17 protein-coding genes and 1 riboswitch are annotated in these 22,024 nt (G+C 68.4%); of the genes, 4 read left to right on the top strand and 13 right to left on the bottom strand.

What is annotated here, in order from left to right:
* Nucleotides 1-58 precede the first annotated feature (58 nt).
* From ectB to gcvP, 8 genes are all read right to left on the bottom strand, one after another.
* Nucleotides 59-1,375, bottom strand: a complete 1,317-nt coding sequence (gene ectB / locus DFO65_RS12600; RefSeq protein ID WP_113904789.1) for a diaminobutyrate--2-oxoglutarate transaminase — start codon at nucleotides 1,373-1,375, stop codon at nucleotides 59-61.
* Nucleotides 1,376-1,479: 104 nt separating this feature from the next.
* Complete coding sequence (gene ectA, locus DFO65_RS12595) at nucleotides 1,480-1,974, bottom strand: diaminobutyrate acetyltransferase (protein WP_181778717.1); 495 nt, start codon at nucleotides 1,972-1,974, stop codon at nucleotides 1,480-1,482.
* A 253-nt stretch (nucleotides 1,975-2,227) separates the two neighbouring features.
* On the bottom strand, nucleotides 2,228-3,364 hold the full coding sequence (locus tag DFO65_RS12590; RefSeq protein WP_113904787.1) for an XdhC family protein: 1,137 nt from the start codon (nucleotides 3,362-3,364) through the stop codon (nucleotides 2,228-2,230).
* A gap of 144 nt (nucleotides 3,365-3,508) precedes the next feature.
* The gene (locus tag DFO65_RS12585) at nucleotides 3,509-4,183 is read right to left on the bottom strand and encodes a nucleotidyltransferase family protein (protein ID WP_113904786.1); all 675 of its coding nucleotides are present in this window, start codon (nucleotides 4,181-4,183) and stop codon (nucleotides 3,509-3,511) included.
* Nucleotides 4,184-4,248: 65 nt separating this feature from the next.
* On the bottom strand, nucleotides 4,249-5,880 hold the full coding sequence (locus tag DFO65_RS12580; protein WP_113904785.1) for an L-serine ammonia-lyase: 1,632 nt from the start codon (nucleotides 5,878-5,880) through the stop codon (nucleotides 4,249-4,251).
* Between the two features lie 86 nt (nucleotides 5,881-5,966).
* Nucleotides 5,967-6,365 carry a glycine cleavage system protein GcvH gene (gcvH, locus tag DFO65_RS12575; RefSeq protein ID WP_113904784.1) on the bottom strand — a complete coding sequence of 133 codons (399 nt, stop codon included), beginning with the start codon at nucleotides 6,363-6,365 and terminating at the stop codon, nucleotides 5,967-5,969.
* A 127-nt stretch (nucleotides 6,366-6,492) separates the two neighbouring features.
* A complete protein-coding gene (locus DFO65_RS12570) occupies nucleotides 6,493-7,746 on the bottom strand; it encodes an aminomethyl transferase family protein (protein ID WP_113904783.1) in 1,254 nt (417 codons plus the stop codon).
* Entirely contained in the window at nucleotides 7,746-10,691 is a 2,946-nt protein-coding gene (gene gcvP / locus DFO65_RS12565) for an aminomethyl-transferring glycine dehydrogenase (RefSeq protein ID WP_113904782.1), read from the bottom strand. Before gcvP ends, DFO65_RS12570 begins: the two co-directional genes overlap by 1 nt.
* 156 nt (nucleotides 10,692-10,847) lie before the next feature.
* A riboswitch (glycine riboswitch) is annotated at nucleotides 10,848-10,936 on the bottom strand.
* Nucleotides 10,937-11,192: 256 nt separating this feature from the next.
* On the opposite strand from gcvP, the gene DFO65_RS12560 reads away from it, so the two are divergent.
* Entirely contained in the window at nucleotides 11,193-12,776 is a 1,584-nt protein-coding gene (locus DFO65_RS12560) for a hypothetical protein (protein ID WP_147233354.1), read from the top strand.
* A gap of 178 nt (nucleotides 12,777-12,954) precedes the next feature.
* Here DFO65_RS12560 and DFO65_RS12555 read toward each other — a convergent pair whose 3' ends face one another.
* On the bottom strand, nucleotides 12,955-13,767 hold the full coding sequence (locus DFO65_RS12555) for an SDR family oxidoreductase (protein ID WP_113904780.1): 813 nt from the start codon (nucleotides 13,765-13,767) through the stop codon (nucleotides 12,955-12,957).
* Nucleotides 13,768-13,939: 172 nt separating this feature from the next.
* Here DFO65_RS12555 and DFO65_RS12550 point away from each other — a divergent pair, with 172 nt between their 5' ends.
* Both DFO65_RS12550 and DFO65_RS12545 read left to right on the top strand, forming a co-directional pair.
* Nucleotides 13,940-14,512: a DUF1990 family protein gene (locus DFO65_RS12550; RefSeq protein WP_181778716.1), complete on the top strand. Its 573-nt coding sequence runs from the start codon at nucleotides 13,940-13,942 to the stop codon at nucleotides 14,510-14,512.
* A gap of 509 nt (nucleotides 14,513-15,021) precedes the next feature.
* Nucleotides 15,022-15,510 carry an FBP domain-containing protein gene (locus DFO65_RS12545; protein ID WP_113904778.1) on the top strand — a complete coding sequence of 163 codons (489 nt, stop codon included), beginning with the start codon at nucleotides 15,022-15,024 and terminating at the stop codon, nucleotides 15,508-15,510.
* A gap of 5 nt (nucleotides 15,511-15,515) precedes the next feature.
* Here DFO65_RS12545 and DFO65_RS12540 read toward each other — a convergent pair whose 3' ends face one another.
* Entirely contained in the window at nucleotides 15,516-17,627 is a 2,112-nt protein-coding gene (locus tag DFO65_RS12540; RefSeq protein ID WP_220151311.1) for an amidohydrolase, read from the bottom strand.
* A 339-nt stretch (nucleotides 17,628-17,966) separates the two neighbouring features.
* Between DFO65_RS12540 and DFO65_RS12535 the strand changes: the two genes are divergently transcribed.
* A complete protein-coding gene (locus tag DFO65_RS12535) occupies nucleotides 17,967-18,443 on the top strand; it encodes a hypothetical protein (protein ID WP_113904777.1) in 477 nt (158 codons plus the stop codon).
* A gap of 96 nt (nucleotides 18,444-18,539) precedes the next feature.
* Here DFO65_RS12535 and DFO65_RS12530 read toward each other — a convergent pair whose 3' ends face one another.
* The 3 genes from DFO65_RS12530 to DFO65_RS12520 form a co-directional block, all read right to left on the bottom strand.
* Nucleotides 18,540-19,589 (bottom strand): hypothetical protein, encoded by a 1,050-nt coding sequence (locus DFO65_RS12530; RefSeq protein ID WP_113904776.1) that lies wholly within the window; start codon nucleotides 19,587-19,589, stop codon nucleotides 18,540-18,542.
* Between the two features lie 462 nt (nucleotides 19,590-20,051).
* Nucleotides 20,052-20,807 carry an iron ABC transporter ATP-binding protein gene (locus DFO65_RS12525; protein WP_113904775.1) on the bottom strand — a complete coding sequence of 252 codons (756 nt, stop codon included), beginning with the start codon at nucleotides 20,805-20,807 and terminating at the stop codon, nucleotides 20,052-20,054.
* On the bottom strand, nucleotides 20,804-22,021 hold the full coding sequence (locus DFO65_RS12520; RefSeq protein WP_245940724.1) for an iron chelate uptake ABC transporter family permease subunit: 1,218 nt from the start codon (nucleotides 22,019-22,021) through the stop codon (nucleotides 20,804-20,806). The genes DFO65_RS12525 and DFO65_RS12520 overlap by 4 nt, the downstream gene beginning before the upstream one ends.
* Nucleotides 22,022-22,024: the final 3 nt, after the last annotated feature.

Genomic DNA, 22,024 nt, shown 5'->3' with positions numbered 1-22,024 from the left:
CTTTCGTCGAGGTCGGTTGGTCAGATCGTGCTCGGATCGCGCTCAGCAGGTCAATCGGTCAGACTGCGGCCAGGGCCGGCGCCGGGGCGAACGTGAGCACGGCGTCCTCGAGCACGTCCAGCCCCGCCTCGAGCACCTCGGCGGAGATCGTCAGGGGAGGCATGATCTTGACGACCTCGTCGCGCGGTCCGGAGGTCTCGACGAGCAGGCCGCGGGCGAACGCCTCGGCGGCGATCCTCCCGGCGACCTCCGGGTCGTCGAACTTGAGGCCCGCGAGGAGGCCCCGGCCGCGCACGCTCGCACCCTCGGCCTTCCCGGCGATGATGTGGAGGCGCTGGTGCAGGTGGGCGATCGTGTCGGCGAGGGCGTTCTGGAACGAGTTGTCGGCCCAGTAGGTCCTCATCGCGGCGGTCGCGGTGACGAACGCGGGGTTGTTGCCGCGGAATGTTCCGTTGTGCTCGCCCGGGGACCACACGTCGAGTTCGGGGCGGAACAGCGTGAGCGCCATCGGCAGTCCCGAGCCCGAGATCGACTTCGACAGGCACACGATGTCGGGAACGATCCCGGCGTCCTCGAAGCTGAAGAACGTCCCGGTGCGACCGCAGCCGGCCTGCACATCGTCGACGATGAGGAGGATCTCGTGGCGCGCGCAGAGCTCGGACAGCGAGCGCAGCCACTCGGCGCGGGCGGCCCGCACCCCGCCCTCGCCCTGCACGGTCTCGACGATGATCGCGGCCGGCTTGTCGACGCCGGATCCGGAGTCCTCGAGCACCTTCTCCAGCCACAGGAAGTCCGGGGTCTCCCCGTCGAAGTAGTCGTCGTAGGGGATCTTCGAGCTGTTGGTCAGCGGGATCCCCGCGCCCTGACGCTTCATCGAATTGCCCGTCACGGACAGCGACCCGAGGGTCATCCCGTGGAACGCGTTGGTGAACGACAGGATGTGCTGGCGGCCGGTGACCTTGCGTGCGAGCTTGAGCGCCGCCTCGACGGTGTTCGTCCCCGTCGGCCCGGGGAACATCACCGTGTAGTCGAGCCCGCGCGGCTCGAGGATGAGCTCCTCGAAGGTCTCGAGGAATTCGCGCTTCGCCGGGGTCTTCATGTCGAGGGAGTGGAGGACCGCGCCCGACCTGAGGTAGTCGATGAGCGGTTCCATGACCACCGGGTTGTTGTGGCCGTAGTTGAGTGCACCGGCGCCGGAGAAGAAGTCGATGAACTCCCTGCCGGTCTCGTCCCACTGCTTCGCTCCCTCGGCCCTCGAGAAGGTCGTCGGCCATGAGCGGGAGTAGCCGCGCACTGCGGATTCGCGGGTCTCGAAGATGTCGGGGGTGCCTGTCGTAGGGGTGTCTGTCGTGGGGGTATCGAGGTGGTCGGTCATCGCTGGAGTCCTTTCGACTGCTGAGACTGCGGGGCTGGGACGCTCTCCGACGCCGAGGCGGTCGTGCTGGTCACGGTGCCCGGTCGGGAGCATGGGGCCGCGGTTCAGAGCGGCCCGATCTCGTAGAGGTACTCGGTGTCGTGGCCGTCCGGGTAGAGGTCGGGGGTGAACAGGGGCCGGCGTTCGAGCCTCGCGCCGCGGTCGCGGGCGAAGGACTGGAAGAGCCGGTTGGAGGCGTCGTTGTCGGCGGTGATCGTCGTCTCGAGGCGGATGGCCCTGGTCCGGTCGGCGAGTTCGCCGAGCATCGTCGAGGCGAGCCCGCGGCCGCGGAAGTCCGCGGACACGGCGACCTGCCAGATCATCAGAGTGTCCGGGGATTCCGGACGGGTGTATCCCGTGACGAAGCCGGCGGGCCGGCGGTCGATCCAGGCGATCGCCGAGGTGTCCGCGAAGTCACGGCACCACAGGAGGTAGGAGTAGGAGGAGTTGAGATCGAGAACGGCGGAGTCCTTCGCCAGCCGCCACAGATGCTGTCCGTCCTCCAGCTCGGGAGTGCGAACGTCGATTTCCGTCTTCGGTTCAGCGAGTGCGTTTCTCACGGCATCCAACCTAACGAGCTGAGAACGGGTCGCAACCCGAGACCCGGCTTCTCAACCCTCGATCGCCCGTCGAACGGCCCCGCCGACCGTCCTCGGGCAGTCGGGGCTTCCCCGCATGAACTCTGGGAAGCCGAGGGGTTGCCCGGACCACACTCTGCGGCCGTGATCTTCGTTATCGTTTCGTTACATTTCGGCAGTCGTGGAATAAGAGTTCCAGACTGCGGAAGTATGCGAGAAGCTGTCTTTGCAACGCCTAGATCTGATGGATGGGCCCGTCCGTCGTCCGCAGTGGGAGGCCCGAGCCGCCCCACAGGCATTGGACCACCTCGGCGATGATCGACACTGCAGTCGCCTCGGGGGTGCGTGCTCCGATGTCGAGTCCGATCGGAGCGTGGAGGCGGGAGAGCTCGGCCTCGCCGATCCCCGCCTCTCGCAGCAGCTGCTCCCGCTGCTCGTTCGTCCGCCGGCTGCCCATCGCACCGATGAAGCCGACCTCGCACCTCAATGCCACCTCGAGCAGGGGCACATCGAACTTGAGGTCGTGGGTGAGCATCGCAATGACCGTCGTGGCAGTGATCCGTCCCGCAACGATCTCCGCCTCGAGGTATCGGTGCGGCCATTGGGTGACGACCTCGTCGGCGCTGGGGAAGCGTCGAGGGGTCGCGAAGATCGGACGCGCGTCGCACACGGTCACGCGGTAGCCGACGAACGAGGCGAGCTCGGCCAGGGCCCGCGCGTAGTCGATCGCGCCGAACACGATCATCCGCGGCCGAGGCGTCAGCGACACGACGAGGACTTCCTGATCGTCATGGAGGCGCTGCCCGTCGGTCCCGATCGTGAGGATGCCGGTGCGGCCGGCGGCCAGCCAGCCGCGGGCGTCGGCGGCGATCGCCTCGTCGAGCCGGGCCGAGCTCAGGGCTCCCTTGGCGGTCGCATCCGTGATCAGGAGGAGCCGGCCCAGCGGCTCTCCCGGTTGGACTGTCGCCGTTCCGGTCGCCACCGGCATCGCGAGTGCGAAGGGCTCGTCGGCGTCGAGCCGGGTCACCGCCTCGGTGAGCAGCCGGACCTCCTCGCTGCGGGGGAGGAAGCGGCGCAGCACGACGTCGAGGTGACCGCCGCAGGTGAGTCCGACCGCGAAGGCGTCGTCGTCGCTGACTCCGTAGTGTGCCGCGCGGGGCAGCCCGTCGTCGAGCACCTCCTGCGCCAACTCGTACACGGCCCCTTCGACGCAGCCGCCGGAGAGGCTGCCGAGCACCTCGCCACCGGAGCTGACCGCCATCATTGTGCCCGCCGGTCGCGGCGCCGACGACCAGGTCCTCGCGATGACGGCGAGGACGAACGGCTCGTCCCCCGTCAGCCACCGCCTCAGCCCCGCGGCGATGTCACGCATGGGGATAGTTCTCCTGACGACCGTGGTCTTCCTTGGGCGGACAGTCTGCAATTACGGTTACCGCGACTCGTCGTGATGACCGTCTCCTGTGCCCATGGAGATCGAGACCGGCCCGGATCGTGGTCGGCGAGTTGAACAGCCGCCTCATGAGTCCGTCCGTCTGACCATGGGGAGTGAGGTGATGTCCTCCGGGTAGTCGACGTCGGCTCCGCTGCCGAGGTCCCCGCATTCGACAGTCTCGACTCCCGGCCCGGACAGGAGTTCGCGAGCGCCCTGGTCACCTACGGCACATTCAGCGGCAGCGCGCCAGTGTCGACGACCAATCAGCACAGGGTGCCCGGGTTGCCCGTTCCATGTCGCACGAACCAGGGCGTCGTCGAACTCGTGGAAATGCTCTCGGGCATGGGTGATGACGCGCCGAACCGCGAATTCATTGACGCCGGGAAGGTCGACGAGCATCACGAGTGCGGCTTCGGGCTGGGGAGGAACAGTGCTCCTGCCTGGCGTACGGGACTCAGCAGCCGCCTCGATGCCGGTCAGAGAATTCAATCCTGCGCGCAGCGAACCGCCCATTCCCTCGCTCCAGTCCTCGGCTCGGACGGGCCGCACCGAGGCCGGCAGCAGTGCGGCAACTTCCTCGGCGGCGGCACCGACCACAACGACGATCGGGGCACAGCCAGCGGTGTGCAGCTGGTCGCTCACGCGCGCCGCGCGGGGTGTGCCGTCGGGGTCGCGCATCAGACCCTTGGGCGCTCCGAGCCGTCGTCCCCCACCGGCTGCCAGCAGAAGACCGGCGACAGGTGCCGTCCGACCGCTCATCGAGATCCCCCTCAGCGACTTCGACCAGGACGGCCAGTCTATTCCCGCCCGCCGGGCTCAGCCCCTCAGCACTCCACGACGTTGACGGCGAGGCCGCCGAGCGCGGTCTCCTTGTACTTCGAGCTCATGTCGGCCCCGGTCTGGCGCATCGTCTCGATCACCTCGTCGAGGCTGACGCGGTGCTGGCCGTCGCCCCACAGTGCCATCCTCGCCGCGTTGATCGCCTTGCCCGCGGCGATCGCATTGCGCTCGATGCACGGCACCTGGACGAGGCCGGCGATGGGATCGCAGGTCAGGCCCAGGTTGTGCTCCATCGCGATCTCGGCGGCGTTCTCGATCTGCTCCGGGGTGCCGCCCATCACCGCGGCCAGGCCTCCGGCGGCCATCGACGAGGCCGATCCGACCTCGCCCTGGCAGCCCACCTCGGCGCCGGAGATCGAGGCCCGCTCCTTGTAGAGGACGCCCACCGCCGCCGAGGTGAGCAGGAAGTCGATGATCGCCTCGTGCTTCGCCTGCTCTCCGCCGTCGACGACGGAGTCGACGTAGTTGAGCGCGTAGTGGAGGACGGCGGGGATGATGCCGGCCGCTCCGTTCGTCGGCGCGGTGACGACCCGTCCGCCCGAGGCGTTCTCCTCGTTGACGGCCATGGCGATGAGGTTGACCCACTCGAGGTAGTACTTCGGGTTGCGGTCGGGGTCCTCGGCCTTGAGGCGCAGGTACCAGTCGTGGGCGCGACGTCGCACCTTGAGGCCGCCCGGCAGGTAGCCCGAGCGGTCGAGTGAGCTCGAGGCGCACTCCTCCATGACGGAGTAGATGTGGAGGAGCCCGTCGCGGATCTCCTCCTCGTCGCGCATCGTCTTCTCGTTGGCGAGCATGAGCTCGGCGATCGACAGGTCGTTGTCCCGGCAGCGCTGCAGGAGCTCGGCGGCGGAGTGGAACGGGTAGGGCAGCTCCTCGGCGTGGGCCTGCAGCTGCGCCTCGACGACGGCGTCGGAGACCGCGAACGACACGTCCTCCCCCACGGTCGTCTCGGCGCCGGTCGACTCGTCACCCGCGGTCGACTCGGCGTCGGTCGACTCGTCACCTGCGGGCCCCGTCGCCTGCGCGGTCGCAGGGCCGCCCGCGGTCGCCTCGGCGGCCCTCTCCTTCTCCTGGAACTCGGTCTCCGAGGTGACGAAGCCGCCGCCCACGGAGTAGTAGGTCTCTTCGGCCAGGACCTCACCATCAGCGCCGAAGGCGGTCAGGGTCATGGCGTTGGTGTGCCGGGGCAGGACGGTCAGGGGGCGTTTGACCATGTCGTCCTCGGTGAAGGCGATCTCGACGCCGCGCGAGCCGCCGTCGGCCGGCGAGGAGCCGGCGGCGGGACCGTCACCCGGCCCGCCTGCGGTCGCGGGCGAGGAGTCGCCGAGGAGGATCGTGCCGGTCTCGGCCATCCGCGTGCGTCGGGCGCTGAGTTCGTTGGCCTCGACGGTCTCGGGACTGCAGCCCTCGAGTCCGAGGAGGATCGCATCGAAGGTGCCGTGGCCGGCGCCGGTGGCGGCAAGGGACCCGAAGACATCGACCCTGATGTCCTGCACGGAGCCGAGCCGGTCGCCGAGCAGGGTGAGGAATCTCGACGCCGCTCGCATGGGCCCGACGGTATGGGAACTCGACGGACCGATGCCCACGGTGAAGAGATCGAAAACGCTCAGTGGCATAGGGAGAACACCGTTTCTGATAAAGGAACAGTGTGGCCGGCCGGTCCGCTGGACCTTCGCCGACCACACTGTCCGCGAACGTGGGCTTAGAGGGAGTTCGCCTCGGCGTAGCCTGCCGCATCCATCACGTCGCCGAGTTCGGTGACGCTGACCTCGAACAGCCAGCCGTCGCCGTACGGGTCGGAGTTGAGCAGCCCGGGCGAGTCGACGGCCGCATCGTTGACGGCCACGATCTCACCGGTGACCGGCGAGTAGAGATCGGAGACGGATTTCGTCGATTCGACCTCTCCACAGGTCTGACCTGCGGTGACGGTGTCACCGACGCTGGGCAGGTCGACATAGACGACCTCGCCGAGGGCATCGGCGGCGACGGCGGTGATGCCGACCTTGACGGTCTTGCCGACGATGTCGTCCGCCGAGGCGTTGATCCATTCATGCTCGGCGGAGTAGGTGAAGTTCTCCGGGAGCGGAGGCAGTTCGGCCATGGGGGTTCCTTTCACGTGGGGTTGCGGTCGTCCAAGTGTATGAGCACTGCGACGACCGCGGATTGAGTTGTGGGTCAGGCGCGCGGGACGGTGCCCGCGCGCCTCGCGGCGCGCTCCTCAGCGGGTCTCAGGAGCGCGTGTGGAACGGGAGCTCGGCGACGGTGAAGTCGTGGGCCTTGCCGCGGATGTCCACGCTCACGGCAGTGCCGGGCGCACTGAGCTCGCGATCGACATAGGCCAGGGCGATCGGGTGGCCGAGCGTGGGCGAGGGCTGTCCCGAGGTGACGACACCCACCTCGACGCCGCCGGAGTGGATCGTCGATCCAGCGCGGGCGGCGCGACGGCCCTCGGAGGTGAGGCCGACGAGGACCCGCGCGGGCTCCGTCTCCCCGAGTCTCGCGAGCGCGTCGCGGGCGACGAAGTCACCCTTCGACGCGAACCCGATCATCCGGCCGAGGCCGGCGTCGAAGGGCGTCGTCTCGAGGGTGAGCTCGTTGCCGTAGAGCGGCATGCCGGCTTCGAGGCGCAGCGAGTCGCGCGCGGCGAGCCCGCAGGGCACGAGTCCGTGGTCGGCGCCGGCGGTCATCAGCACGGCCCACAGCCGCTCGGCGGCGATGTCGGGCACATAGAGCTCGAAGCCGTCCTCACCGGTGTAGCCGGTGCGGGCGAGCATGAGATCGATCCCGGCGATCGTCAGCGGCATCCATGCGTAGTACTTCAGTCCGCGCACGGCCTCGCCGACGCTCGTCGCGTCCGTCGCGGAGGTCGATCCCGCCGAGGCGGCACCCACGGAGGAGGCACCCGCCGAGGTGCCGGCCTGCGGGGCCGCATCCGTCGCCGAGGTACGGGGCCCGAACTCCCCCGCGGCGCCGGCGTCGAGGGCCTTGAGGACGATCGCCTCCGAGGCGGGTCCCTGGACCGCGATGAGCGCGGTGTGGGCCGATTCGTCGGTCAGCGTCACCTCGGCGGCAGGCTCGACCTCGGTGACGAAGTGCTGCAGCCGGGCTTCGAGTGCCTCGACCACGACCGGGGTGTTCGAGGCGTTGGGGACGACGAGGAACTCCTCGTCGCCGATCCGGTAGGTGATGAGGTCGTCGAGGAGGTAACCGGCCTCGGTGACGATGACGCCGTACTTGGCGCGGCCGTTCTTCATCGTCGAGTACTTCGCGACGAGCGCGTAGTCGAGGAACGCGGCCGCGGCGGGACCGGTGATCCGCACCTCGCCCATGTGGGAGAGGTCGAAGATCCCGGCGGCCTCGCGCACGGCGCGGTGCTCGGCGAGTTCCGAGCCGTACTTCAGAGGCATGTCCCAGCCGCCGAAGTCGGTGAAGGTCGCGCCGAGCTCGGCGTGGATGTCATGCAGCGGGATCTCGGTGCTCATCAGTCGTCCTCGTTCTCATCGGCCGCGGAGTTCTCCTCGAAGGCCTCGGGCGGCGGGCAGGAGCACACCAGGTTGCGGTCGCCGTAGGCGCCGTCGATGCGGCTCACCGGCGGGAAGTACTTGGTCTGGCGCAGACCGCTGACCGGGAACACCGCCTGCTCCCTGGTGTACTTGGCGTCCCAGTCGTCCATGACGACGGTCGCCGGGTGCGGAGCGGCCGCGAGCGGGGACTCCTCGTACGAGTAGTCGGTGCCGATCGCCTCGATCTCGGCGTGGATGGAGCGCATCGCCTCGATGAACCGGTCGAGCTCCGACTTGTCCTCGGACTCCGTGGGTTCGACCATGAGTGTCCCGGGCACGGGGAAAGACAGGGTGGGTGCGTGGAAGCCGTAGTCGATGAGCCGCTTGGCGACGTCCTCGGCGGTCACGCCCGTCTTCGCGGTCATGTCGCGCAGGTCGAGGATGGTCTCGTGGGCGACGAGGCCGTTCTGACCCGAGTAGAGCGGCGGGAAGATGTCGCCGAGCTTGCTCGCGATGTAATTCGCTCCGAGCAGGGCCACCCGGGAGGCCTCGCGCAGACCCTCGGCGCCCATCAGCTCGAGGTAGGCGAAGCTGATCGGCAGCACTCCGGCCGAACCGAACATCGATCCGGAGATCGGGAGGTTGTTCGCGTCCTCGGCGTTGGCGACGAGCTCCGCCGAGGTGGCATCGCCGGGGAGGTAGGGGGCGAGGTGCGCACGCACCGCGACCGGTCCGACGCCGGGACCGCCACCGCCGTGGGGGATGCAGAAGGTCTTGTGGAGGTTGAGGTGAGAAACGTCGCCGCCGAACTCGCCGGGCTTGGCGAGGCCGACCATGGCGTTGAGGTTCGCCCCGTCGACGTAGACCTGACCGCCGGCGGCGTGAACCCTGTCGCAAACCTCGCGGACCTGGGGTTCGAACACGCCGTGGGTCGACGGGTAGGTGATCATGATCGCGGCGAGGCGATCGCCGTTCTTCTCGATCTTGGCCTCGAGGTCGGCCATGTCGACCGAGCCGTCCTCGGCGGTGCCGACGACCTGGACCTGGAGTCCGGCGAGCACCGCGGAGGCGGCATTGGTGCCGTGCGCGGACTGCGGGATCAGGCACACGGTGCGCTCGGGCTCGCCGTTGGCGACGTGGTAGCTGCGGATGGCGAGCAGACCGGCCAGCTCACCCTGGGAGCCGGCGTTGGGCTGCAGGGAGACCCGGTCGTAGCCCGTGATCTCGGCGAGGGCGGATTCGAGGCGGAAGATGAGCTCGCGCCAGCCCAGAGTCTGCTCCGTGGGGGCGAAGGGGTGGATGTTCGCGAACTCCGGCCAGGTGATGGCCTCCATCTCCGCGGCGGCGTTGAGCTTCATCGTGCACGAGCCCAGCGGGATCATCGTCCGGTCGAGTGCGAGGTCGCGGTCGGCGAGCGTCCGCAGGTAGCGCATCATCGAGGTCTCGGAGCCGTGGGAGTTGAACACCGGGTGGGTGAGGAACTCGGTCGTGCGGTGGAGCGCGGAGTCGAACTGCGGCTCGGGCACGGTGTTGGGTCCGAAGGTCCCCGCGGCCGCGGCCTTGAAGTCGTCCGTCTCGATCCGGGCGGTGACGCCGAGGGCCGCGAGGAGGGCGTTGGCATCGGTGACCGTGTGGGATTCGCCGAAGGACACGCCGATCGTCGTCGGGTCGATGACGCGGATGTTGAATCCGGCGGCGTCGGCGACGAGGCGGGCGGTCTCGGAGTTGACGACGCGGATGGCGACGGTGTCGAAGAACTCCCGGGTGACCACCTCGGCGCCGGGGGCGGTGTCGATCGCCGCGGCGAAGGCCTGGGCCAGGCGGTGGACGCGGGAGGCGATGCGGGTCAGGCCCACGGGGCCGTGGTAGACGGCGTACATCGAGGCGACATTGGCGAGCAGGGCCTGCGCGGTGCAGATGTTGCTCGTCGCCTTCTGCCGGCGGATGTGCTGTTCGCGGGTCTGGAGCGCGAGGCGGTAGGCGGGCTTGCCCTGCGCGTCCTTGGACACGCCGACGATCCGGCCGGGCAGCTGCCGCTGGAGCCCGGACTTCACCGCCATGAAGCCGGCGTGCGGTCCGCCGAAGAACAGGGGGACGCCGAAGCGCTGAGCCGAGCCCACGGCGATGTCGGCGCCCTGCGAGGCGGGGTCCTTGAGCAGGGTCAGGGCGAGGAGGTCGGCGGCGAAGGTGACGAGGGCTCCGCGGTCATGGGCGCCGTCGACCGCCTCGGCGAAGGTGCGGATGGCACCGGTGGTGCCGGGCTGGGCGCAGACGATGCCGAAGATGTCCTCGCCGATGAGACCGGCGGAGAGATCGGCGACCGCGACGCGGAAGTCCATCGCCCGGGCGCGGGCGCGGACCACGGCGATGGTCTGCGGGTGGAGCTCGGAGTCGAGGACGACCGTCGTGCCCTTCTTCACCGCGCGGCGCATGAGGAGGACGGCCTCGGCGACGGCGGTGGCCTCGTCGAGGAGGGAGGCGTTGGCGATGTCGAGCCCGGTGAGGTCCTGGATGACCTGCTGGAAGTTGAGGAGGGCCTCGAGGCGGCCCTGGGAGATCTCCGGCTGGTAGGGGGTGTAGGCCGTGTACCAGGCGGGATTCTCGACGAGGTTGCGGCGGATGACCGCGGGCGTGATCGTGTCGTAGTAGCCCTGGCCGATCATCTGCTTGCGGGTGGTGTTCTTCGCGGCGATGTCGCGCAGTTCGGACAGCACCGCGACCTCGGAGTGGCCGGAGTGGAAGTCGAGGCCGTCGATCTGGATCGACTCGGGCACCGCGGCGTTCGAGAGGGCTTCGAGGGAGTCGTAGCCGAGCTCCTCGAGCATCTCCTCGATGTCGGTGGCGCGGGGACCGATGTGACGGTCGGAGAACGGGCGCTTGGTGTCCCCGGTCGGCCGAGTGGTGTGGGCGAGTGAACTTGTCATTGCCGTCCTTGTGTCCTAGGCGGCGTCCACCTGTGGGAGGACGCACTGTGCAGTGAGCAGTCCTCCCCGATCTGTCGGGCGCGGCACTCGACGTCGGGCACCGGCGAGCTGGTCGCGCGGGCGTGGTCGAGGAGTGGAGACGTCCTTCAGATGTGCCTGCAATCGGTGGTACTGGGCCTGAGAGTTTCCCGGGGAGGGAATTGCACCTACGGCGCTGCGGATCGCAGCTCTCCCACCTCATGTCGTAGCGGCAGCTATGTGTTTATGCACCTCATCCTAGTGGTGTGAACGCGCGCGGACAACATCGGCGGGTGACAAGGGGATTCGCGCGGGCGGCACGGGGTCGGGCCGTCGGAACGGGCGCGGGTGACACGGGGCCGGGCCGCCCGAACGGGCGCGGGTGGCATGGGGATTCGCGCGCGTGGCACGGGGGCGACACCGCAGTTCGCGCGGGCCGGGCCGCTCTATACTGAGCTGATTCGGTGCGAGGAAGGGTCGAGGATGAGACGATCGCGGGCTGTGTCGGCGGCTCTGATCACGGTGGTCGTCGGGCTGCTCGCCGGGTGCACGACCACGCTCACACCCCTTCCGCCGGTCGATCGCGATGTTCCCCCTCCTGCGGCCGACCGCGATGCCGCCGAGGTGCGCACCCGGCTGGCCGCCCTCGACCCGTGCGCGCTGCTCGACTCCGAAACCAGCGCGGATCTGGGCATCGACGACGGCGACAAGTGGCGGGAGCTGTTCAGCTGCGTGCTCCACGAGCGCGTCCGCGTCGAGGTGTACTCCGAGCTCGGTCAGCACCAGCGCTTCTGGGAGGACGAGATCGCGCTGGCGGGAACGAAGGCCTACCGCAACAGCGAGAAGCTCGGCCGCTGTGCGATCTCGATCCCCGTCGACCACGAGCACGCGATCGTCTTCTCCCAGGACACCGACTACGGCTACGACTGCGCCGAGCCCGAGGCCTTCGCCTCCCGGGCGGTGCAGTCACTGAGCGCGGATTCCTCCACCTATCAGCGCAGGGACGACGACGGGATCGTCGCGTGCGACGTCTTCGCCCCGCTCGTCGGCACCCCGCCGACGGGCATGGTCATCGAACCGCGGGAGGGGCTCGGCGCGTCCCTGGACCGATGCGGTCTGTGGCGGGAGGACGATTCCGGTTTCGTCGCCGTCCACCCCGAGAAGGGCCTGCTCTTCCGCTACTCCGAACCTCTGCAGACCCTGCGCGCCGATGGCCGGTTCGACGACTACCCCCTGCTCACGATCGACGGCACTGACGTCCTCCTCTTCAGCTCCGACCCCGATGACGAAGCCGACGACGACGGTTCGTGCCGGCTGCTGTGGGATGCGAAGACCGCATCGGCCCGCTCCGACGGGGACGTCATCCGCGCCGAGGTGGAGGCCGCCACCTGCACCGACGCGATCGCCCTCGCCGAGGAGGCGGTCCCGGCGGTGAAGGCGGCCAAGCCCGCCCAGGCGTCCGGACCGGTCCCGCTCTACTCCGCCGACGAGAACGATGGGCCCGCGGTGGGAGCCTGCGCCGATGCCCTCTCCCCGGCCGAGCGCCTGTGCGCCCCCGTCCCGGATTCCGTGGAGATCCCGGACGCCCCCGCCGAGGTGATGATGGAGTCCGAGGCCGACCCCACTGTCCTCTGCGCTGCCGCCCGATCGACCGTGCAGGACGAGTTCGCGAACCCGGGGCTGACCGGGGTGACCGCCCTGCGGGAGGCGACGCTGCGCGAGGACGACGAGGCGGTGTGCGAATTCGTCGAGTCCCGGCACTCCCTCGTCGTCCGACTCCAGGCGTCCACCGGGACCCTCGACTCCGTCGCTCCGGCGGGTGCCTCATTCACCGAGGTCAATGGGCATGCGGCGATCATCGGGGAGGCCGAGACCGAGGGGTGGAACTCGAACCGGAGGGCGCAGATCGCTCTCGGCGAAGCGACCGAGCCCGGGTACCTCGACATCGAGATCGTCGCGCGGCCCGACCGGAAGCAGGGGACGTGGGAGGGCGCGACCGTCGACACCTCCCCTCTGGACCTGATCGAGGAGCTGTCGGCGGCACTCACCGACAAGCTGCTGGAGTGAGGTCGGGTTGATTCGGGCGGCGGGAGCCAGCCGGGACGCATCGGGCGGGGAGCCGGGTCAGGTGCCCGGGTCAGCCGCGGTTCGACTCGGGCGGGTTTCGTTCAGCCGCAGTCTGGCCCAGCCGCGGTTCGGTTCTGGCAGGTTTCGTTCAGCCGCGGTTCCACCCAGGCCGCCCGGCTCAGGCGGTTCCGCCGGCGGCGATGAGTCCGCCATCGGCCGTGAGCACCTGCCCGGTGATCCAGTCGGCGTCGCTCGAGGCCAGGTAGGCGACGGCGGCCCCGATGTCCTCCGGCGTACCCAGACGCTTGAGGGGGTACGCCTCGGCGACTGTGTCCTCGCGGCCTTCGTAGAGGGCGCGGGCGAAGCTCGTCTTCACCACCGCCGGCGCCACGGCATTGACGCGGATGTCGGGACCGAGCTCGACCGCCAATGTCGTCGTCAGGTGCGAGATCGCGGCTTTCGAGACGCCGTAGAAGCCGATGCCCGGACTGGGTGTGGAGCCGGCGACCGACGAGACGCTGACGATCCGACCCCTGTTGCGTCGGAATCCCAGGCGCTCGTGGTGCACCGCCCCCTGCACCCAGGCGAGCGTTCCGAGGACATTGACGTCGAGGATCTTCCGGGCGGCGTCGAGGTCGATGTCGACGGTGGGTCCGTAGACGGGGTTGATGCCGACGTTGGTGACGAGCATGTCGAGGCGACCGAACTTCTCGGCGACGGTGTCGAACACCTCGGCCCGATGGGCGGGGTCATCGGCCTTGCCGGCGATGCCGAGCGCAGTGCCCGTGGGGAACTCCGCGACCGCCTCGGCGAGGGCGTCCGGCTTCCGCGCGGTGAGGACAACGGTCGCCCCTTCGGCATTGAGTCGTTTCGCGATGCCGAGTCCGATGCCACGGCTGGCCCCGGTGATGAGGGCGACCTGGCCTTCGAACCGGCGAGGGCCCAGGCGAGTAGGACTCGGCCGAGACTCGGAACTCCAACCAGCGGTCATGCTTCTCCTCGGGTCGCGGCGACGAGCCGGTCGAGCATCGAAGGATCGCATTCCCGGTCCGTGAGTTCAGGTGCTCGCATGCTCGCTTGTGTACCGAACGGTCGCTCGGTGCGATGCTTGTATCCTAAGCAGGATGTGCCGACGATCACAAAGAGCAGGCAAGGCGACGGACGTGACGTGTCCGAACTCCTTGCGGCAGGGTTCCGAGGGCAACCACCTCTCCTGCACGCTCGACCTGGGCGCGGCCGACCTGTTCCCCGCGGCCCGCGAGGCCGTGCTCACATGGGAGCTGCACGAAGCCGCCGGGGTGCTCATCCGCCCCCGGCGGCGGGTCGACGTCGGTCGTCGCGTCGAGCTCCGGCTCGATGCACTCTGGCCGCTCCCACCTCGGCGCCGGCGGGTGCTCACGGTCCCGGTCGGCGGTTGCGAGATCACCGAGGTGGTCGACACCGCGACCTGCGCGGGTTTCACCTACCGCACGCTGCCTGGTCATCTCGTCAGCGGGGAGGAGACGTTCCTCGTCTCGATCGGCACGGACGGTCGCCTCGGCGTCACCATCACGTCGACCTCCGTCCCCGAGCCTGCGCCGTTGCGCACGGTCGCACCCCTGGTGGTGGCCGGTCAGCAGCACATGGCGAGGCGGTATGCGCAGGGACTGCGGCGGATCCTCAAGCGGGTTCGGAGCGTGCCAGCGCGACCAGCGGAACCAGACCGGTCCTTGCCGAGCGTCGCCTCCGGGGAGTAAGCTACTGGCTCGTCATTCATCGTCGAGCCTCCCACGGTATTCGGGAGAAGGGATCGGTGGCCCTCGTGGCCAGTTTCTAGTCTGATGTCCCCTCACTCATTCGAGGCGAGCGCCCGTTCGCGATTGTCGCCGGCGCGTCCCGAATGAGCCGTGAGTCGTGCCTGTGCGCGACTTGCCCGATCAGAAACCCCCACCGCTTACGATGTCATCCAACTGACGACCAGTCCTTCACATCGCCGACCGATGACGGCTCACTTCGCGGGCCGATCATGGTTCACACCACGGACCGTTCGTGATCAGCGGAAGCACGCCTGGCCTTGTCCTCGCACGCTCACGGGCGACTCGTGCCCTCGAGGCGGCTCGTTCCCCCAGCGAGCAGCTCGTGCCCTCGCGCGGGTCCGAGACGTCGCGTCCGAACCGCTGGTGCACTGACCGCATCGTCCGGCCGGGCAGGACGAGTCTCGTCAGTGAACGATGCCGTCATCGGAGCCCGTACAGAAAGTCTGACAATGGAACAGCTCACCGAGAACCAGATCAGGAAGTCCTTCGTCAACGCCTCCCGTCGTGAGGCCGAGAAGATCCGGGTCCCCGACCACCTCGTCGAGGTCGATTGGACCGACCGCGAGTACATCGGCTGGACGGATCCCAAGGTCCCCCAGCGCGCCTATGTCATCGTGCCCGTCGACGGTGTCCCGCGCGGACTCGTGCTGCGCTCGGCCCCGTCGACGAAGAGCCAGGCGATGTGCAACTGGTGTGAGGACATCCACGAACTCGGCAATGTCACGATGTTCGTCGCCAAGAAGGCCGGCTCGTCCGGTCGCAACGGAAACACCCTGGGCACGCTCATCCACGGTGACTTCACCTGCTCGGAGCTCGTGCGAACACCCCCTCGTGCGATCGAGGGGCAGAACGACCCGGACGCGTTCATCGCGCGGCGCATCGCCACCCTCAGCGGCCACGCCGAGGCGTTCGTCCGTCGTATCATCGGCTCGAAGTAGGCGATTCAGGCGGAGTACCTCACCTCTCCGCCGACCACCGTCATCGCCACCGTGGTGTCCCTGATCGCCGAGGCGTGGGCGAAGAGCGCCTCCTCGCTCGCGTAGCCGAGCAGTCCGTCGCGACTCGCAGCCACCTCGGCGCGAGGTGCCCGGGTGCGACCGGCCGCCTCGGCTGGGGTTGCCGGGGTGCGTCCGGCCGTCTTGGCGCGGGTTGCCGGGGTGCGTCCGGCCGTCTCGGCGCGGGTTGCCGGGGTACCGCCGGCCGCCTCGGCGCGATTCACCGTTCTGTCTCCGCCCCACCCTGCGCCGCGGAGGCCGTCCGCGGTGCAGGGGTCGGTGTTGACGATGATGAAGTCGGCATCCATCCCCGGAGCCAGGAAGCCCCGCCTGCCCTCGAGGCCGGCGGCGAAGGCCGGTCCCTGCGTGTGCCGGCGGATCGCCTCGGCGGCGGTGAGCCTCCTTGGCGGTTGGAAGCTCGTGGCCGGGTCTCCGGAAATGTCCGCCCTGGTCATCGCGGCATAGATCGCGGCGAACGGGTTCGCCGGCTCGACCGGCCCGTCGGAGCCGAAGGCCACGTGGGCGCCGGCCTCGATCAGGTCGGGCCAGGCATAGGCGGCGAGCCGCGCGGAGGCGTCGATGAGATGGAGCAGGTGCAGGTCGGAGATGCAGTGGCGCGGCTGCATCGAGGCGATGACGTCAAGGGCGCGGAAGCGCGCGACGTCGGCCGGCTGGATGAACTGGGCGTGCTCGACCCGGTGGCGCAGCGGCCGCCGGTGCTTCTCCTCGGCGGCCCTGGTGACCGGTCGCAGACGCTCGAAGACGTTGAGCACGTGGTGGTTCGCCTGATCGCCGATCGCATGGATCGCCACGGAGATGCCCGCCTCCGTCGCCATCCGCGCCTGCTCGAAGAGCTCGTCCTCCGTCATCTGGGCGATGCCGTAGTTCGCCTCGACGTCGTGGCCGCCGGTCGCTCCGAACGATTCCGGTGCCTTCGCCGGGGCGGTTCCCGTAGGCGAGCCCGCTCCCGACGATGACCCGGCTGCCGCGACTCCCGCCGGAACCGGGGTCGGGAACGGCACCGACATGTGGCAGGTGTGCGAGCCGAGGGCACCGTCGGAGAAGAGCTTGAGTCCGCCTCGGCGCAGCCAGTCGTCCCCGTCGCCGGTGCGCCACCCGGTCTCGATCGCCCAGGGAACCTCGTTGCCGCGCAGGTACTTCATCACACGCAGGTGCTGCCGATCCGCCTCCCGCAGGTCGGTCCAGGCGAGCGTCGAGGCCATGCCGTCGAAATCGTGGAGGCCGGTCAGCCCTTGGGAGAGGAACAGCTGCTGGGTGGTCGCGAGCCTCTCGACCTGCTCCTCGCGGGTGGGTTCGGGGACGAACCGTGCAACGAGCCCGGTCGCCTCCTCCCTGATCAGGCCGGTGAGCTGGCCGTCTGGGTCGCGGACGAACTCGCCGCCCGAGGGGTCCGGGGTGAGCGCGTCGATACCTGCGATCTCCAGCGCCCGGGCGTTGACCCACAGGGTGTGGAGGTCGACCGACCACATCGCGACCGGGTGGTCGGGCACCGCCCGGTCGAGCAGCTCCCGGTCGGGCGGACGCGGATCGTCCCACTTGTTGAGGTCCCAACCTGCGCCGAGCACCCAGGATCCGACCGGCATGGCCTGGGCACGTTCACGGATGGCGGCGACCGCCTCGGCGAGGGACCCCAGCGTCGACAGGTCGAGATTGGTCAGGGAGTCCGCGTACGCGATCGAGTGCATGTGCGCGTCGACGAAGCCGGGGAGGATGATCTGCCCGCCGCAGTCGATCTCCTCGAGGCCCGCGCCCGGAGTCACCGAGGTGGCCCCGATACCGCCCGCCGAGGCGAGCGCGGCGGTCCTCGCCGAGGACGACTCCGCGATGTCGAGCAGCTGAGCGCGGGTCCCGACGGCGACGATCTTCTCTCCTTCGACGAGGATCGAGTCGGGGACAGGGGCCGTGTCGTCCGGGGTACTGCGTGCGTACGGGTGGGCGCTGTGCGGTTGCGGATGGGTGCCGGTCGCACTGTGCGGTTGCGGATGGGTGCCGAGTGAAGGGGAGAAGGTGCGCACGACGGCGTTGGAGAACAGACGCATGGACCCCAGTCTAGGGCGGCGCCCGCGTCACCCTGCTTCCGCGCTCTGCGCCTCGGCGGGCCGCTGCGCCGGGGTCGCACTTGCGGTGCCGGCCGGGGTCCAACCGGTCCTCGGCCGGGTCGCACATGCGATGTCCACCAGGGTCCAACCGGTCCTCGGCCGGAAGTCCGAGCCCGGCTACCATGGTGCCGCGACCGACGATTCGGCCGGAGTCCGAGCCCGGGTACCATGGTGCCGCGACCGACGATTCGGCCGGAGCCCGAACCCAGCTCGACGGTGGCGCGGACCGCGCTCCGAGCCGCGCTCCACCTCGATTCTACGAGGAGTAGAATCCGAAACATGACAACGTTCTTCAGCTCTCGGGACTCCCAATTGGCCGCAGGACTGCGCATCGTCCTGCCGGCGGTCTGGCTCGGACTCATCATCGGTATCTCGCTCATCGAGGCGCCGTTGAAGTTCCAGGCGCCGGGAATCACGATCCCCCTCGGACTCGGGATCGGGCGGCTGGTCTTCACGGCGATGAACTGGGTCGAGATCGCCATTGCGGTGGCGCTGCTGTGGGCGGTGCTCAAGGAGTCCGTCGGCGCCCTCTTCCGCGGGGTGAGCCTCGGCCTCATGGGTGTGCTCGCCATCAAGGTCGCGCTCATCCGCCCTCTGCTCAACTCGCGCACGGACGCCGTGCTCGCCGGAGTCGACGACGGCGGCTCGAGCTGGCACTTCCTCTACATCGCGGCCGACGGCCTGCTCATCATCGGGCTGGTCACCGTCATCGTCCTCGGACTGCGCCGCTGGGTCGTCGTGCGACCGAGGACGTAGACGCCGGTCAGTGCACTGGAACCACGCTTCATCGAGACGTCGTTCTGTGCGCCGTGCCACCGTCGGCACCAATCCTGCGCGTTCACGCGCAGCGACTCACCGTCGGACGAACCGTTTGAGCCTCGGTGCCTGGGAGAACAGCTTGGCGGCGAAATCGCTGGGGTTGAGCAGATCCCGGAAACGGAAGCGGACAACTGTGTACCCAAGTGCGAGCAGGCGATTGTGCTGGTAGCTTTCCCTGCTCATCTTGTCCCGCCCGACCTTCACATACTTCCCCACCCCGTCGACCTCGAGGATCGTCATCGACTCTCGATGGAGGAAGTCGACTCGAGCGATCGTGCCACGGCCATCGGCGATCTTCACCTGCTGCTCGAAGCCGCCCAGTTTCACTGCATGAAGGCAGAATGAGCAGTAACTCTCCGCAATGCTCTCGGACAGCGGACTGATGTTGTCGACCAACCGTCGGGCTGTGACCCGACCTTGTCGCAACCGGCCGATCACCGGATAGAAGTTGTCCACAACCCTCTCGCGCCCGAGTGCGGTGAACTCGTCAGGATAGCCGAACCGCAGCCAGTCAGGTTCTGTCTTCCCCAGGAGCGACCGTCGCAACGTCGCCTCCGCCGCTGCGAACGCTGCTTGTTGTCCCAGGATTCGAATGAGGTCGAGCGACGTCCGGTACGGACTGGTCGCTGTGAGTGATTCGACGCAGCAGAGGTCCGCATCATCGACGGCGCGAGCGGTGCGCGCGATCTGGCTGCTCCGGGACGCGCTGGTGGGATGGAGAACCGAAATGGGGCCGGTCGCGACTCCGAAGAGAGGAATCTCGTGGAGATGAGCGGCCGAGATTCCCCAGATCACGTCGCCGCCCCTGTAGCACGGGTAGTGGCAGATCCGCAGCCTCTGGAGGACCTCCTGGTACTTGTAGTCGTCCTCGAGTTCCGCGGCTGTGCGCTGCTCGTGGAACGACGTCCACTTTCTGTCGTCGATGAACGCAGCTATCCGACGATGTTCCGGACGATGGCAGTCGACGACGACGGAATACACCCCACAGGACAGCTTGAGCAGGCAGCATGCGAGAGCCTGTCTGATCGTCCGGGTGGAGACGCCTGCGGAGATGAAGGTCTGGTAGCGAACGATGTTGTGCATGACGACACGGTGGCGTCTGCCCGGACCAGATGTCGATCGCGATCCAACTGGTTGTGGAAGACGCGAATGTCTCCACAGACCGATCAGGCATGAGTCGTCCTCGATCTGCACAGCCTTCCGAGCACAAGTGGCGGGCCCGCAACGCCGCCTGAGGGGGCGTCTCGTGGCAGTTTCAGCGGCGGCGGAGCTGCTCCGTTCAGATTTGGTGCAGTCGTTCAGGTTTAAATCTGAACGCCTGCACCAAAAGTGAACGGAGTCGGTAGCACCCTGCATCAAATGTGAACAGAATCGGCGGTACCCCGCGCCGAATAACGAGGTAGCTGGTGTGCAAGGTGCTCAGTGTCCACGTGGTGCTCACTCAGCACCGTCGGAGCGTGCGGCAACCGGAACGTGCACCGCCGGAGCGTGCGCGGTCGCCACGGGCGCCGCCGGAACGTGCGCGGCCGCGCACGCAATCCGCGCTCAGTAGTACACGGCCAGCCGGCCGCGGGGGCCGTCGATGACCTCGACGGGGGTGTCGAAGACGCGGGAGAGCACCTCGGCGTCCATGATCTCGTCCGGGGTGCCGAACTCGACGACCTTCCCCTGCTTCACGGCGCAGATGTGATCGGAGTAGTGACCGGCGAAGTTGATGTCGTGGAGGACGATGACGACGGTGCGCCCCATCTCGGCGGCGGCCCGGCGCAGGTGCTGCATCATCTGCACCGAGTGCTTCATGTCGAGGTTGTTGAGCGGCTCGTCGAGGAGGATGTAGTCGGTGTCCTGGGCCAGCACCATCGCCACGTACGCCCGCTGACGCTGCCCGCCGGAGAGCTCGTCGATGAATCTGTTCTCCAGCTCGCCGAGCTCGAGGAAGTCGATGGCCCGCGAGATGATCTCCTCGTCGGCGGTGGTCAGGCGTCCCTTGGAGTAGGGGAAGCGGCCGAACCCGACGAGCTGGCGGATCGTCAGCCGGGTGATGAAGTGGTTCTCCTGCCGCAGGATCGAGACGATCTTGGCGAGGTCCTTCGACTTGGTCGAGGCCACGTCGTAGCCGGCGATCTCGATGGCGCCCTCGTCGATGCCGAGCAGCCGGCCGACCATCGTCAGCAGGGTCGACTTCCCGGCCCCGTTGGGTCCGACCAGCGCCGTCACACCCCCGGCGGGGATCTGCAGGTCGACCGGTCCGATCTCGACCGTGTCGCTGTAGCTCTTGCGGACTTCGCTCAGTGTGATCACAGGCGACCCTTTCTCAGGATGACGAAGAGGAATGCCCCGCCGCCGACGACTTCGATGATGATCGACACGACGCCCTCTGCGTAGAAGAGGTTCTTCATGACGAAGTACGCGCCGCCGAGGACGACGAATGCGATGAGCCCGGACATCGGCAGCACGTACCGGTGGTCATAGGTGTCGGCGAACTGGTAGGCGAGCATCGCGACGAGGAAGCCGAGGAAGATCATCGGCCCGATCATCGACACGGACACGGCCATGAGGATGGAGACGAGGAACAGGACCTTCATCGTCTCGATCTTGTGCCTCAGCCCCAGGTTCCCGGTCATCCCCTTCCCGAGGGCGAGCACGTTGAGCCGCGAGGAGCTGAGGTAGAGCAGGGTGCACGCGATGAGGCAGAGGGGGATCGCCAGCGGCAGATAGCTCGAGTCCGCGTTCGCGATCGACCCGAAGAGCCGCGCGGAGAGCACGTCGAACTCGCTCGGCGTCAGGGTCCGCTGCATGAAGGTCGCCACCGACCCGAGTCCACCGCCGATGACCACGCCGATGAGCAGCATGATCTCGATGTTCGCGTACTTGCCCGACAGCAGCCACCCGTAGAGCATGAGCGAGAGCCCCACCATGAGCAGCAGCTGCAGGGCGAAGGGGGTGAGCCCCTTGAGGTCGACGAGCGCGGTGACGCCGAAGAAGTACATCGTGCCGGTCTGGATCGCGACGTAAAGGGATTCGAATCCCATGATCGAGGGGGTGATGATCCGGTTGTTCGTCACCGTCTGGAACGAGACCGTGGCGAACGCCTGGCACAGCGCGACCATCGCGATGACGATGAGGTTCTGCGCCCGCATCTCGGCGATGAGCCAGAATCCCTCGTCGGTGATCGGCAGCGGGTTGTCCCAGGCCAGGAGGCCGAAGGCGATCGCCACGGCGAGGACGCCGAGGATGGCCATGGTCACCCAGTAGCGCCGCTTGGCTCGGGAGGTCGCCAATGACCCCGAGTGGCGGTGTCCGCCCGCCGCTTTGATGGAGGTCGCGGAGTCCCGGGCAGAGGTTTCAGCGTTCCGAACGGAGATCGCGGCGGAGTTCCCAACGGAGGTCGCGGTCGCCTCCGGGGTCGACACGGACTCGGCCGTTGGGGGCTCGGCCGCCTCCCGACTCGCCATGGGCTCCGTCGCCACGGGCTCGCTCGTCGCGGGCTCGGTCGTCACGGGCTTGGTCGTCACTGT

The sequence above is a fragment of the Brevibacterium sanguinis genome, from assembly GCF_003315415.1.
GTDB lineage: Bacteria > Actinomycetota > Actinomycetes > Actinomycetales > Brevibacteriaceae > Brevibacterium > Brevibacterium celere_A.
This window is presented reverse-complemented; position numbering and strand designations above follow the sequence as displayed.

Coding starts and splice junctions, on each gene's coding strand:
- DFO65_RS12535 (WP_113904777.1), top strand. CDS start 17,967: ATGACAACGTTCTTCAGCTCTCGGGACTCCCAATTGGCCGCAGGACTG.
- ectB (WP_113904789.1), bottom strand. CDS start 1,375: ATGACCGACCACCTCGATACCCCCACGACAGACACCCCTACGACAGGC.
- gcvH (WP_113904784.1), bottom strand. CDS start 6,365: ATGGCCGAACTGCCTCCGCTCCCGGAGAACTTCACCTACTCCGCCGAG.
- DFO65_RS12570 (WP_113904783.1), bottom strand. CDS start 7,746: ATGAGCACCGAGATCCCGCTGCATGACATCCACGCCGAGCTCGGCGCG.
- DFO65_RS12545 (WP_113904778.1), top strand. CDS start 15,022: ATGGAACAGCTCACCGAGAACCAGATCAGGAAGTCCTTCGTCAACGCC.
- DFO65_RS12540 (WP_220151311.1), bottom strand. CDS start 17,627: ATGCGTCTGTTCTCCAACGCCGTCGTGCGCACCTTCTCCCCTTCACTC.
- DFO65_RS12560 (WP_147233354.1), top strand. CDS start 11,193: ATGAGACGATCGCGGGCTGTGTCGGCGGCTCTGATCACGGTGGTCGTC.
- DFO65_RS12585 (WP_113904786.1), bottom strand. CDS start 4,183: ATGAGCGGTCGGACGGCACCTGTCGCCGGTCTTCTGCTGGCAGCCGGT.
- DFO65_RS12530 (WP_113904776.1), bottom strand. CDS start 19,589: ATGCACAACATCGTTCGCTACCAGACCTTCATCTCCGCAGGCGTCTCC.
- DFO65_RS12555 (WP_113904780.1), bottom strand. CDS start 13,767: ATGACCGCTGGTTGGAGTTCCGAGTCTCGGCCGAGTCCTACTCGCCTG.
- gcvP (WP_113904782.1), bottom strand. CDS start 10,691: ATGACAAGTTCACTCGCCCACACCACTCGGCCGACCGGGGACACCAAG.
- DFO65_RS12590 (WP_113904787.1), bottom strand. CDS start 3,364: ATGCGTGACATCGCCGCGGGGCTGAGGCGGTGGCTGACGGGGGACGAG.
- DFO65_RS12580 (WP_113904785.1), bottom strand. CDS start 5,880: ATGCCACTGAGCGTTTTCGATCTCTTCACCGTGGGCATCGGTCCGTCG.